The following is a 13,450-nucleotide window of genomic DNA, read 5'->3' as shown; positions in this document are numbered from 1 at the left end:
CACAAACTCCATAATTGGATGAATTTAAAACTTATCACAATAAATACACCAATAAAATTATTTATTAGCTTCTAAAAAAGTAGTAAGATCTAACTTTAACTATGTTATCGACTTCCCTCCTCTATTACAGGAAAGAACTTTTTAAAAATTATTCAAAATATCAGAATATTCTGCAATGAATGAAACGGATAAAGTGAGTTACGAAGAATCTCTGAAGACCTTTAGGGACTATGTAAATACGTTGGATCAGGCGAAGGAAGAGGGGAAAAAAGAACAGGCTGTAGAAACGGCCAAATCCATGCTTCTCGATGGACTTAGCATTGAAGAAGTAAAAAATATACAGCAGTAAACCATAAATATGCAACAAGCCAACCTAGTTTTTGTAGGTTGGCTTGTTGTGTATTCTAAAATAATTCTTAACAAGAAAATATTTCTTGTTCTATTCTTCATCTGCAAAGGTAAAATGTACAGGACTTTTACGAATTTCTACTCCATCTAAATCTGCAGCTTCAATTGCTTCTTTTAATCGGTCACTGATAAGGAAACCATGGCTTATCCAATATATTAGGTCAATATTACGATATGCTGATTTAAGTACACCAGTTTGAAATAGAGCAGTTATAGATTGGTTATATTGAGATGTTCTATTCTCTTCTAATTCTCTAAGAGTTGAAAAATCATTTTTTATATCTCTTTCAACTATTTCACCTGTTCTCGTTATTTCTAAATCAAAACGTGATTTTTCAAAATTGATACATTCATAAAACTCACGGAGTGGAGTAACTAATACATTAAAGTCATAAAATGAATCTCTTACTTTTACCTTAGCGTCATAAAACTTTGAATTTAAGAATTTAAAACCTTTAAGTATATCTCTAAGTGTAATAGAAAGTGGACTTAGCTTAAATTTAGATATTATCGTAAAACCTATACGGTTGTAAAAATTAGAAAGAACCACTTCTCGTTTATCAAACTCCGCCTTATCAATGACATCTATATAATCAAAAATAAATCCTTCTTCTAAGCTTAAGCCATTTTCAAGTTTATGATGTAATTGATCTAAATCATTTAAAGTCTTACTTCCTGAACATTCTCCGAATGTAAAATTATCTATATCATAAATCTTCGATCTAACACTACTTCTCAATAAATATTTCATATTATTTATTCATTTAGTTTTATATTATTAATCACTTTTCCTTGCTGTCCTAAATACTTTGCTTTTATTACCTCTTTTTTATCAAATTCTACTTTAGGAAATAAATAAGAATTATAACCGCTTTTATTTAACTTCAATTTTACTTTTTCTATTACATAATCTAAAAAACCTTTTCTTGAAAATGTATTATTTCTATTATGTGTATAAGCCTTTTATGTAGCTTTTTCTAACATTTCTCACATTTTTAAATGCTTTTCATCTTGTTATAAATCATTGCTATTTAAAAAAGAAAACTCATCTAACAACCTTATTTTGGACGTTATATAAGTCAATTAATGTTTCTTTAGAAAAACTTTCTTTAATATCTAAAAATGCTATATTCGCACTCCTTCCCAAACCTTTGTAGTATTACACCGACAAATGTCACTACAAACTCCATAATTGGATGATTTTAAAACTTATCACAATAAATACACCAATAAAATTATTTATAAGCTTCTAAAAAAGTAGTAAGATCTAACTTTAACTATGTTATCGACTTCCCTCCTCTATTACAAGAACGAACCTTTAAAAAATTATTCAAAATATCAGAATATTCTGCAATGAATGAAACGGATAAAGTGAGTTACGAAGAATCTCTGAAGATCTTTAGGGGTTATGTCAATATGTTGGGTTAGGCGAAGAAAGAGGATATTGCAGCTGCCAACAATTAATATCACAATACAATTAATTTTAACTCATCTACTTTTTCAATAATTATACTATTGTTCATCTATGATAGTATTTATTGGAATTCTTTATATAAATAAAAACAGAAACTAGTGTAATAACTAGTTCATATCAACTTTTAAGTATTAAGATAAAAAATACCCCTTCATTAACTTATAATCAATGAAGGGGTTAATAATCATTTGGTGTGGTGTGGTGTGGTTTACTTCAGCTCTACTTTCATAGACCCACCGATTCCATTAAAAATAAGGTTTCCATCTTTGTCATATTGGATTAGTGCATAAGCACCGTTACCGTAAGAAGTCTTACCGAAATTCACCTCATGAACTAGCTCCCCTGTATTCCAGTCAAAACCTAAGATTTCCCAACCATTTTGTTGATTATAAGTATTTACCAAAACAACTTCTGATGTTGAACTAACTGTAGGCACCATACTCGTAGATGCAACTGCAGTATTAGCCCATTGCCTTGTCCATTTATTGGTTTTTGTATCCCACTCAAATTTCTCAATACCTTTACCCGCTTCAACAATTGGTCCTACAGCTAAAACATTAAAAATTAAATCGTTTACTCTATTTACAGGATCATAATCTCTTAACCCATTATGTTTAGGTGCAATATTATTGACAACAAAAGCTCCATAACCTAAAGTTGCTACTGATTGTTCAGATTGGATAAATTCTGGAATGTTTTCACCATAACCACAATTTACTTCTATCGCATCTGCCAATTGATTTCCATCGTCTTGTCTATCTCTCCAGAAAGCTGTTAAGTGCATTTTATTAGCTCCATCTGTTATCACAACCAATTTATCTTCATCATTACCAAAACCCATTAATGTTGGTGTTGACCCTGTTCCTGTACCATATTTAATTGTTGGTGCCAATGCTCCAGTTTTATAGGCTACTGACCATGCTCCATCTTTTGCTTCAGTAGAAAAATTATTTCCATTCCATACAATCTTATTCATCATCACCCCGCTAGCTAAATAAATTGCATTGTTTTCGTCCATTGCAAATGAGTTAGAGATAAATTCTGGACTTTTGTTCCCTTTAGGTGGAAATGTACTATAAAATGCCTCTATGGGTAAAGCAATGTTGTCTTTAATTTCTGATAAATCATTATCTAAAGCTATCAAACCGAAAATAGTACCTACTATCACGGTTCCATCATAAGCTATTTGAGCACCTGTAATTCCTCCAGGTATTAATTTCATATCTATATATTGTTCCAACTCTTTTGGAATAGCCATCTGATCTTTGACATTCATTGTCTTGACCTCATCAATTCTATCTCCTGCAAACTTTAATTTATGAATATGCCCTGATGCTGTAAAGTACAGGTTACCGTCTTTGTCTACAAAAGCATAAATACTATTACCTGTCAACATTCTAAGTGTTGGGTTTTGTGCTTTTGTTGGGGCCCAATATTTATCGTAATTTGTTGCCAATGTAGCACTATCAGAATACGAAGTTCCAATAATTGCTTCAAGGTTTTCATCATTTATTTGTGCTACTTGAGGTAATTGATAAACAGCCACTTTTTTCCAGTCTCCGTTCCTACCGTCTACATACGTAATTTTATCAGTAGATAACGCCCACCAAAAACCTTCTTCTTGAGATTTTAAAGTGATAATATTTACAGGACCAGCAACAATACGTTGCGTAGTTAATGGGTCTATAGTAAAGATACCACTCTTAATTGGTGCCTCGAAATTATCCGATTGTGCCATATCAAAATGTGTGGTTGCCATTTTATCAGAAATCAGCCATGGGTTACTAGCAGGTTGAGACTTTTTTTCAACACTAACACTTGTATTATCATTATTTTTCAAATCTGTACTTGCACAAGATGAAAAAGCCGCAACTCCTAAAACAGTAAGTAAAACTTGATTTATTCTTCTCTTCATTATTATCCTTATTATTCGTTATATAAATTCATAACGATGATAAATTCTATTATACTATCACAATTCCGTCGCTTTGTTATACATATCGATTTTATAAAGTTTACACTATCAAAAAGGTTTTTATCATCATTTACGAGAACCTCTCTTCCAATAATTGATTCCAATTTATAGTGTTGGCCGTTTTGTTATAAACATCTAAAGTATCTTTAAGTAAACGATAACTTCCTACAACTTTATACTGGTTAGAATTTATAGAAGCAAGCTCAAATTGGGGTAATAAAAGTAATTTATCTTTAAACAATTTTTTTTGATTTACCTGTAAGAATTCAATTAATATCAGATTAAACTGCTCCAAATCAGTAGGTGTATTTTGATGTACAGATGAAGTCCTCCACATATCCATTGCAATTGATAGCCTTCTAATTACAATTGTAAGTGATGATAGCTGTTCTTTTGATACTGAGGAAATTGTTATTGGCACTTCTGGTAACCATTTCTCTATTTTTGAAGGTAAAGAATGAATTTCTCTTTCTGCAAATGTTACCTGAATTTTTCTCCAGATACTACTTTTCAAATCATTACTATGTTCTTCTAATAAGAACAAATAACTTTCAAAGAAGCGTACAATCTGATTTTTAAATCCAATCTCTGGTCGTGTAGAATCTATTAAATAACTTGCAATAACTAATACAACAATTACAATTACATTAAATAGACTTTCGTTAAAATAGGCGGCAAAATCAAAGGTCATACTATTGGTAATTCCTAAGCTCATAACGCATAAACACCCTACCACATAAGTATAACCATCTAAAAAATAATAAATCAGAAACATCAGAAGAAAAAGTACACTACCTAATGCAAAAAAGGTACTTATCTGTGGAAGAATAAAAACATAAATTACACCACCTAAAGTTAATAAAACAGAAAATTTAGTCATAAATTTCTTCATGTCCATTTGCTGGTTTACCCCTACAAGCATTGCCATTGTTCCTGTCATCATAAACCACTGACTGTGGCCAATTGGATCAAATTCAATCCATAGTACAAAACCAATAAAGGTGCACAAAACAACATAAATGCCTCCTCTTAAAAAATCTCGATCAAAAAGAATATAAAAGTAGTCTTTTCTAGATTTTCGAACTGTTTTAAAAAGATTCTGTTGGGTATTCCTCTTTGCATTAATATTTTCAAAAACCACAATTAATTTATTGGTTAGTGTATCAATTTTAATTAATTCTTCTTTTATTATTTCAAGAATTGGGTCTTGTTTATCATCAAAAATTAAATTTTGAAATACAGAGAACTCTCTAACTTTTATATGTAGGCTTCCCTTCTTTCCTGATAATAGATTAGGCAAAATCGACCATTTATTTATTAAATCATTAAATAGAGATTGCTTAATTGCAACATCTTGTATGGGCTGTTTATTTTTTAAATCGACTAAAGCCATTGTTAACCGTAAAAGAGATTGATTAATTGCAGTGGTACATTCTGAAACATGTAGCCAATTCTTTTTATTATGCCTTGCCTCTTTATTATCAATTGTTTCAGTTGAGATAACATCATTTAAATTTTCTATTTTCTTATGAATTTGCTCAAAATTAGTAGGCATTAACTGCTCTCCTTTTTCTATTTGATGAATTAAAGATTTTATAACTCTTCCCTGATCATTCACAATACTTGTAGCAGTTGTTTTTATTTTTCCTTCTTCTTTATAAGGCCAAATAAAAAGTGCTACCAAGGTATAGACAAGCATACCCAAAATATTATCAATCGATCTGTATAAAGCGTGGTCAAAAGCTGAAGCAGAAGAAGACGGGCCCGCTAGTATTACAATTAAACAAGTGAACCCCGCAACATTCCACATATAGCTATGTTTTGAATCTGCGTTCATCATGTATGAAGTAAAAAACATCCAAATACATACTAATACAATAAATAACCATCTGCTTTGTGGAGCAATACTTAATATTATTAATGCTGCTACACTTCCAGGAATTGTTCCCGATAATCTTAATATTGTTTTTCTAAAACTTTGGCCCGCATTAAAAGTCGGAAAAGCAATCATTGTAACTGCATACCCGGCCCATGCAGGTGTCATCCAATTTACTTTTAATGCAATAGCATAGGCAATAACAAATGCAATTGCTGCTTTTACTGCTTCCTTTAATCGTAGGTTATTCATAATAAATTGAAGGTTAATTTGTTATTACTCTTATAAAAGGCAATTCTATTTTTTTGTTTTTAGTAGTATTATGTCTATTTAAAAACAGATAAAATGACACTCGAAAATAATTTAGAAATACATTCTAATTAAAATATTGTTACTTATTTAGTGTTCATTTTCTACCCAATTACCACCAAGAGACTGGTATAATGCTATTATTTGCCCCAATAAGTTACCTTTTGTTTGTACTTGTTCATTTTGAGCACTCAATAAATTGTGTTGTGAATTTAATACAGGCTGGTAATCAATCATTCCCTGTTTATATTGATCTATTGAGAGTGCTACAGAAGCAGACGAAGCACTAACTGATTGATTTAACCAAACAATTGCTCCTTTTAATTCTTTTATATTAATAAGACTGTTTTCAACCTCTTTCATTGCAGTAAGTACCGTATTTTGATAATTCAATTGTGCCTGCTGAATTTCTACCTTAGCAATTTGTTTATTTTTTCGTTCGTAAAACCCATTAAATAAATCCCAACTTAAAGTAGGGCCTACAAAATAAGAAAGCGCATTACTATCTATCCAATTACTTGCATTTGTAGATACAAAACCAATATTACCCTGTATTGCTAAAGTTGGTAGCATTTCTGCATTCGCTACTTCTTTTTCAGCTACCATAGTCATTAAACCCTTTTCGGCAGATTGAATATCAGGTCTTAAACGAACTACATCTGCAGGAAGTAGCGTTTGTAAATGTTCAGGAATTTCTGGTAATGCTTTGGGTTCTAATAGGGCTATTTTTAAATTTTGAGGATACGCTCCAATGTATACTTGTATTAGGTTCACTTCAGATACAACATGGGCTTTTAAAGTATATATTGAAGACATTGTACTTGTATACATTGCTTCTGACTGTAATACATCTAATTTAGAAGTCATACCTGTTTGATATCTATCTCTTGCCAATTCTAATGCTTTTTTTTGTGCTTCTATATTAGACTTTGCAACAATAATTTGATTTTGATACATACGCAATCGTATATAAGCAGTAGATACCTCTCCTAAAACACTAACCATTACTGATTGCATATCAGCTTGTAGTTGTTCGTATGAGTAGTTTGCTGATTTTACTCCTTTTCTAATTCTACCAAATACATCAATTTCCCAATTCATTGACACCCCAGTATTGTAAATCATTGTGTAATCTTTATCGTCAGTTGGTAAATCTATATTTCTATAATCTGCAGATGCATTAAATGTAAAAGAAGGATAATATCCAGACTTGCTTTGCTTGTATAAAAGCCTGCCTTGTTCTATTCTTTGTACTGCTACTTTTATATCTAAATTATTTTTTGCTGCTTGAAGAACTAATTCATTTAAAATAGGATCTTGAAAGATCTTCCACCAATTTGCTACATTTTCAACTACAGCTAACGATAAATCATCACCCATTCTATTCCACCCTTTGGGAATACTATCTAATGAATGTGCTTTTTGAGAGTACCCATATAAAGGCATCAGTATTACCAAGAAAAAGTATATGTATTTTTTCATAATATTTATATAAAAAGAGATTATCTAAGAAGAAGTGGAGAAGCAATAATTTCACCTTTTGCGTCTGTTTGATAGAATTGATTTGTTTCTACCATTACAGAAGCTGTTGCACCTACTCTTAGGCTTACATTTGCAGGAAGTTGAGATAAATGAATGCGTACAGGAATTCTTTGTGCTAGCCTTATCCAATCGAATGTTGGGTTAATACTAGGTAATAAATCGTTACCAGTGCTTCCATCTGTTTGAGAAATACCCCATCCAATACTTTCTACATACCCATTTAAAGGTGTATTTCCATAGGCCATTAAAGTAACCGTTGCCTTGTTATTTATTTTAATATCTTTAATGCTAGTTTCTTTAAAAAAACCATAAACCCAATAACTATTACTATCTACTAATGCTAACGAAGGCTGATTCTGAACCATATGACTCCCAACTTGTAAATTGAAATTAGTAATGAATCCATCTACAGAAGCTCTTACTTCAGTAAATTCCACATTTAATTTGGCCTGTTCTAAATTGGCCATTGCTGATTGTATTTCGGCATTTTTATTTCCTTTAAGTCCCAAGTTTGCCTTAGCTTCTTCTAATTCTGCATAAGCTTTTTGTACATTAGCTGTAGCTTGATCAAGAGATGATTGAGCAGCAAGTTGTTCTTCTAAAATAACTTTATAGTTACTGTTCGCAGTATCAAAATCTTTTTGTGAAGATGAACCATTTGTTATTCCTTTTTGCTGACGTATAAATTCTGCTTCTAAGCTAGGTATTTGAATACTAATTTCTTTCATCTGACTTTCTGCTAAGGCGACATTAGTTTTTGCAACTTCCAAATCCGACTTTGCAATATTAATTTGTATCTCCAGAGCTTTTACGTTATCTCTTGTACTATGTAATTTCGCTTCGGCTTCTGCTAAGGCTGTTAGATAAGTTCTCGGATCAATTTTATACAACAATTCTCCTGCTCTTACAAACTGATTATCTTTTACATATAATGCTACTATTGGACCAGACACTCTTGGTGTTATTTGAATAATTTTTGCTTGTACTTGTCCGTTTCTTGTCCATGGATTCATCACATAACTTTTATACTTTAGAACAAAAGAAAATAGTGCAATTAAGACTACAATAAGGGTTAAAGTATATTTTTTGATAGGTTTCATATTCTTAATTATTAATGTTATTCTAACGCATACCAAATAAAGAATCAACCCCAATAGAGTAGATTAAAAGTAAAGCAATGTATACAATTGGTGTGTATGAAAAGTACTTAGATAACTTACAGTAATTCAACAACTTGGTAGTAAATTGTGTAAGCAACAACCCTACTATTACAGAAATGAGCATCCGTGGAATATAGAGTTCTCCAATATTAACTTCATGTGGTATCATAATAAGTGCTTAATGTCTAAATTTGATTATGATACAAAAGTCGCTTACTATTATTTGTGAGTCCCGTAAAAAAAAAATTGTTAGTGGTAAAAAAATAATAATCAAAAGTTTTTAACCTTAATCAATTAAAGTAGGTTGTAAAAAACTAAATCCCTTCCATTGAATTAACTATGAAAGGGATTTAATAAAAATGTTAGTTGTAACAGAATTACAGTTTTTCTTTAAACCAATCCATTAAAATTTTATTTAATTCGTTTGCCTTTCCTGTAAAATGATGATCAGTTTCCAATTCCTTATATTCAAAATTATAATTAATTGCAGAAAGCTTTTTTGCAATATTTTTAACTTGGTTTGGGTTTACTCTCTCGTCTTTAGTACCGCAAAGTAATAATAGACTGCTATTTTTATTTAGTTCATTTACCCAATTAATTGCAGATCTTTTCTCTAATTCTTTTTCCTTATTATTTAAATAATTTGGTATTAATGGTATAAAAACTTTTGATTCCATCTCTGGCCTTTCCTTAATCAACGAAACTAGATCAGACGGTCCATTACCTATAACTGCTGTTTTAATTGCATCAGATTTTTGTAAAGCAAGATATGTCATCATTCCACCTCTAGACCACCCTAACATACCAATACGTTTTGGATCTGCATTAGTAATTCCTTTTGAGGCTTCCATAAGGTGCAATACATCATTGATATCTTCCCCTCCAAATTCATCTTCTTCCCTATAACAGCTTCCCATTACTATATAGTCTTGATTAACCAATTCTGAAATTCCGATTAAAGAAAAAAGTATCTTCGCTTTTGACATTACTCCAACCTCTTTATTACCACCTCTATTAAAAATTATAACAGGAAAATTACCTTTCTTCTTAGGGGCTGCTACAATCCCATTTACTAATAAAGCATCACTTTTATATACAATTGCATAAAAATTTATCCGAGCTAAATGAGCATACTTCTCTAATAATACATTGTTCTCTGATACTTTATTCCAAATTGGAGGTAGTGTAGTAATATCTAACTTTACCTTAGAAAGTATTTCTCCGTTTTTTAGTTTTTTCCCTTTTTGATAATCAATTGATGTGATTTCATTATCAAGAGAGGTATTCATTAAATCGAATTGAATACTAAAAGCTTTGTAGTATACTTTACCTATTTTAAAACCAAAGAAAAGGCAGATAATTAATAGTATTGTACCTATAAAAATAGAAAGTCGTTGAATGGTTTTCATTATTAAATTTAGTGTTAATTGTTGGTGTTTATAATTAGTATATACTTTTAAATTGTATGAATGAAATGAAGTTTGATTCAAATATAATAGATTGATCGATAGTATATTAATTTAATTATTATATCTATATCGTTATATAGAAAAATAGTTGCTTGCCGTAAATATTCAGTATTAATTATTTTATTCTACTGTAAAAATCCCCCCCTATTTAATACTAAAAATTCATGAGATTTTTAAATACATAAAGAGCTTTCCTCTATACAAAGGAAAGCTCTTTAATTATATCAATTTAAAGTAAAGATCTCAAGATTATCCTACGCTAACTTTCACTGTTACTTCACCTAAATTATTATCAAAATCATTAGAAGCATCATTTATACATAACTCTAATTCTCCTTCTAACCCTTGAGGAATTGTTGCATAATTACCAATAAAGAAAGTTTTTTCACCTACTCTACCAATTAAAGCACCTACTCTTTCTCCTTCTAAAGTATACCCTTTAGTAGCAAGATCAATAGCAGTGTTTGGATTTCCAGCTGCTCCATAAAGTCCTACTTCTTGAGATGGATTAGCAGTCCATAAACCTTCTACGTATTCTATTTTAGCTAAAGATTTTGAAGTAACCATCACACCTGTTTTTTGGAATTTCTGATCCGCTTGGACCGTTACTTCTTTTGTGTCAGGAGTTTTAGTATATATTTCTGCAATTTTTGATCTTAATGGAATATTATGTGATTCAAGACTTGCATTTTGACCGTGTAAATCAAAAGCTAACTCTACTTCTGGTCTAAAGAATAAACAGTGAGTAGACCCACCAAAGTGGAACATACCTAATTGTTCTCCTTTGGATACATGTTGACCTTCTTTTACCGTTACATCATTTGATGATACTTCGGCCATACCAATCGACATAAACGCCATTAGTCCAATTGCAGGATTATCAGCTTCAATAAAAACAATAGCTCTTGTTGCTACTTCTGTTAAAAAGGCTTGAGAGTTGTTTGGAGCAGAATCATCTGGACCTTGTTGGTTAGAAAATCCTTCATAATAACTTTCTGAATAATACGTACCATCCACAAAAACAATTTTCTTAATAGTACCGCTAACTGGGCTATGCCATCTGTGGTAGCTTAATGCATTTAAGAAGGCTTGATACACAGTACCTCCTACAAATTGAGATGTAAGTTCATCTCCTGCTAACATATCAGTTAAAGAATACGGTTGTCCTTTAATCCAGAATTCCTCTTTTTCTGCAACATTAGTTACTAATCTGTAAGGAGCAGACTCACATGCATTGGCAATAATGTTATCATTATCTACTCCTGCAACAGGTCTTACACCTTCTTTAAATTGTCTTGTGAAGAAATTATCCCATGATGTAAAACCATAGCTTTCTTCTTTCTTATCCGATTTTGTTTGAAATAAATCTAAGAAATTTGATCCATAAGCGGCATCACACATTTGCTCTAAAGCATAATCATTTAACCAACCAGACTCGCTTGTATTTAATACTTTAGCAGATTCTTGACTTGATAAAAATGCACTCCAATATTGAAGAATTGCTTTTAATTTCTCGTTTACTTTTTTATCTAAAAATGCTACATATCCAGATACTGTACCCATTGGCCAGTCTAAAATTGCATTAATAGGGAAACCAACTAAACCTGTTTTATTAAAGTAAGGAGGTTGCGTCATAATTTCATTCATCAATGATAACATATGATCGTAATCTCTAATTTGAGGTTTATTTGTTGGGTCGTTTTTATAAGGAGCCTTTTTAGGAACCTCATTAAACATATTTGTAAATAAATTTTTGTAATAATTTTCTCCTTCTATAAGGTCTTTTAAATCTTGTACAGGAGGTAATAATTTTTTAGGGTTATTGTCAACATGATGAATTAATTTTTCTAACCAACTTTCAAGAAATTTTTGATCAGATGAAAGCCATTTTCCAACGCGGTAATTTTTTGTAACTTTTTGCATAATATTATTTTTTTAAAAGAGTTGTTTTATTAATAACATGGGTAGAACATTTAGCGTTCTACAATTTAATATTGTTAGTAAGTGTCTACTTACCATCCTTTCAGTGCATCAAAACCAATACGTACACCAGCCATAACTTGGAACTGTGCGTTGTAATGTTGACGTGAATCTGGATAATTATTTTCTGGTGTACCGTACATAATATTTGCATCGGTAGTATAAGACCCTACTAAATGGAATCTTAAATTTTTACCTTCGATTGGGTAATATTGCAGTGCTACTTCGATAGTATGCACATTCGCATCTTCTATATCTTGAACTGTTCCGTTATCCATTGAAATCTCATAATTAGGATCATCAAAACGAACATTGTTGTAGATATATTTAATATATGGCTTGAACTTTTTACCGTTATACATTACTTTAATTGGTGCAGATTGGTATAAAGCATTATCATAGAAATTAGGCATATTCTTAGCAACAGCATAATCTGTATCAATAATAAAGTCGCCTAACATCCATTGCAAACCCAGGTTAACGGTATAAGGTGTACTTGTTGCTAAATCAGATTTATCATTTATAGTTGTTACACTGGCAAATGTGTTAATCTTATCTTTCACTATAAAGCCGTACCAGTACAGATTATATTCCATGTTCATTTGGTTACCTAAAGTATCTGCCACTCCATTAACTACCTGAGCACCAAAAGACTGCCCGCTTGTAGTATTGTACTGAACCGTTACCCCAGTTTTGTAAACACCTAAATTGTTACCAATTATACTATACGTGTATACATCATTGGGATCGTAATATTGCTCTGCTGTACCTACATTTAAGAAGCCTTTACCTGCTTGGAAAAACCAATGTCCATTATCAGATAAGTAAGTAATGTTTGCATAAAGAATATCATCAGAAATATTATTCTCTCCTAAACCTGATGCGTTTGGACTATATAAGAAGTTAAAACCAAAATTCTTATTTAGCATGCCACTCATTCCAATACGAAAATCTGAAAATTGAAAACGTTGGTCTGAATTATAGACACCGTTCATATCATCTTGGTATCCTAAATGAGTAAAATCCATTCTTGCGTCTACTGTTAATGAAAGGTTCTTTTTAAAGAATTGCCAATAATTCGATTCCTTAACTGTAGATGAGTCTTGTTTTGATAATGTTTTGTCTTGTGCATTTACATTAGCAATAATTAGTAAAACTAAAGCCGCTAATAAAATAAAATTCTTTTTCATGATGATTTTTGTAGTGAAGAGGAATTGCAAAACAACTCCTCTTCGTTGTATGTGATTAATCCAACTA

General features: G+C 31.1%; 11 protein-coding genes. 1 reads left to right on the top strand and 10 read right to left on the bottom strand.

Translation table 11 applies throughout. The annotated features are described in order from the left end of the window. Window positions 1–175: 175 nt before the first annotated feature. Window positions 176–349, top strand: coding sequence for a hypothetical protein (locus tag KM029_RS19260; protein ID WP_158631215.1), 174 nt, complete (start codon window positions 176–178; stop codon window positions 347–349). 90 nt (window positions 350–439) lie between these two features. Here the strand turns inward: KM029_RS19260 and KM029_RS19255 are convergent, their stop codons facing one another. From KM029_RS19255 to KM029_RS19215, 10 genes are all read right to left on the bottom strand, one after another. Then, window positions 440–1,159 (bottom strand): hypothetical protein, encoded by a 720-nt coding sequence (locus KM029_RS19255; protein WP_144076484.1) that lies wholly within the window; start codon window positions 1,157–1,159, stop codon window positions 440–442. 5 nt (window positions 1,160–1,164) lie between these two features. After that, on the bottom strand, window positions 1,165–1,296 hold the full coding sequence (locus tag KM029_RS27050) for a hypothetical protein (protein WP_260412673.1): 132 nt from the start codon (window positions 1,294–1,296) through the stop codon (window positions 1,165–1,167). 794 nt (window positions 1,297–2,090) lie between these two features. Continuing rightward, window positions 2,091–3,797 carry a hypothetical protein gene (locus KM029_RS19250; RefSeq protein WP_144076483.1) on the bottom strand — a complete coding sequence of 569 codons (1,707 nt, stop codon included), beginning with the start codon at window positions 3,795–3,797 and terminating at the stop codon, window positions 2,091–2,093. Window positions 3,798–3,927: 130 nt separating this feature from the next. Next, complete coding sequence (locus KM029_RS19245) at window positions 3,928–5,985, bottom strand: FUSC family protein (RefSeq protein ID WP_144076482.1); 2,058 nt, start codon at window positions 5,983–5,985, stop codon at window positions 3,928–3,930. A gap of 147 nt (window positions 5,986–6,132) precedes the next feature. Next, window positions 6,133–7,524 (bottom strand): TolC family protein, encoded by a 1,392-nt coding sequence (locus tag KM029_RS19240; protein ID WP_144076481.1) that lies wholly within the window; start codon window positions 7,522–7,524, stop codon window positions 6,133–6,135. Between the two features lie 20 nt (window positions 7,525–7,544). Further along, window positions 7,545–8,684 (bottom strand): HlyD family secretion protein, encoded by a 1,140-nt coding sequence (locus KM029_RS19235; protein WP_144076480.1) that lies wholly within the window; start codon window positions 8,682–8,684, stop codon window positions 7,545–7,547. 22 nt (window positions 8,685–8,706) lie between these two features. Beyond that, entirely contained in the window at window positions 8,707–8,913 is a 207-nt protein-coding gene (locus KM029_RS27175) for a DUF1656 domain-containing protein (RefSeq protein WP_144076479.1), read from the bottom strand. A gap of 208 nt (window positions 8,914–9,121) precedes the next feature. Then, complete coding sequence (locus KM029_RS19225) at window positions 9,122–10,153, bottom strand: alpha/beta hydrolase family protein (protein WP_144076478.1); 1,032 nt, start codon at window positions 10,151–10,153, stop codon at window positions 9,122–9,124. Between the two features lie 309 nt (window positions 10,154–10,462). Then, window positions 10,463–12,136, bottom strand: a complete 1,674-nt coding sequence (locus KM029_RS19220) for a phophatidylserine decarboxylase associated domain-containing protein (RefSeq protein ID WP_144076477.1) — start codon at window positions 12,134–12,136, stop codon at window positions 10,463–10,465. Between the two features lie 89 nt (window positions 12,137–12,225). After that, on the bottom strand, window positions 12,226–13,383 hold the full coding sequence (locus KM029_RS19215) for a porin family protein (RefSeq protein WP_144076476.1): 1,158 nt from the start codon (window positions 13,381–13,383) through the stop codon (window positions 12,226–12,228). Window positions 13,384–13,450 lie beyond the last annotated feature (67 nt).

Source organism: Flammeovirga kamogawensis (genome assembly GCF_018736065.1).
Lineage (GTDB): Bacteria > Bacteroidota > Bacteroidia > Cytophagales > Flammeovirgaceae > Flammeovirga > Flammeovirga kamogawensis.
Note: the sequence above shows the minus strand (reverse complement) of the source record. Positions and strands in the feature narration are given on the sequence as shown.

Excerpts from the sequence above, each read along its gene's own strand:
- KM029_RS19260 (WP_158631215.1), top strand. The coding sequence starts at position 176 with ATGAATGAAACGGATAAAGTGAGTTACGAAGAATCTCTGAAGACCTTT.
- KM029_RS19255 (WP_144076484.1), bottom strand. The coding sequence starts at position 1,159 with ATGAAATATTTATTGAGAAGTAGTGTTAGATCGAAGATTTATGATATA.
- KM029_RS19250 (WP_144076483.1), bottom strand. The coding sequence starts at position 3,797 with ATGAAGAGAAGAATAAATCAAGTTTTACTTACTGTTTTAGGAGTTGCG.
- KM029_RS19245 (WP_144076482.1), bottom strand. The coding sequence starts at position 5,985 with ATGAATAACCTACGATTAAAGGAAGCAGTAAAAGCAGCAATTGCATTT.
- KM029_RS19240 (WP_144076481.1), bottom strand. The coding sequence starts at position 7,524 with ATGAAAAAATACATATACTTTTTCTTGGTAATACTGATGCCTTTATAT.
- KM029_RS19235 (WP_144076480.1), bottom strand. The coding sequence starts at position 8,684 with ATGAAACCTATCAAAAAATATACTTTAACCCTTATTGTAGTCTTAATT.
- KM029_RS27175 (WP_144076479.1), bottom strand. The coding sequence starts at position 8,913 with ATGATACCACATGAAGTTAATATTGGAGAACTCTATATTCCACGGATG.
- KM029_RS19225 (WP_144076478.1), bottom strand. The coding sequence starts at position 10,153 with ATGAAAACCATTCAACGACTTTCTATTTTTATAGGTACAATACTATTA.
- KM029_RS19220 (WP_144076477.1), bottom strand. The coding sequence starts at position 12,136 with ATGCAAAAAGTTACAAAAAATTACCGCGTTGGAAAATGGCTTTCATCT.
- KM029_RS19215 (WP_144076476.1), bottom strand. The coding sequence starts at position 13,383 with ATGAAAAAGAATTTTATTTTATTAGCGGCTTTAGTTTTACTAATTATT.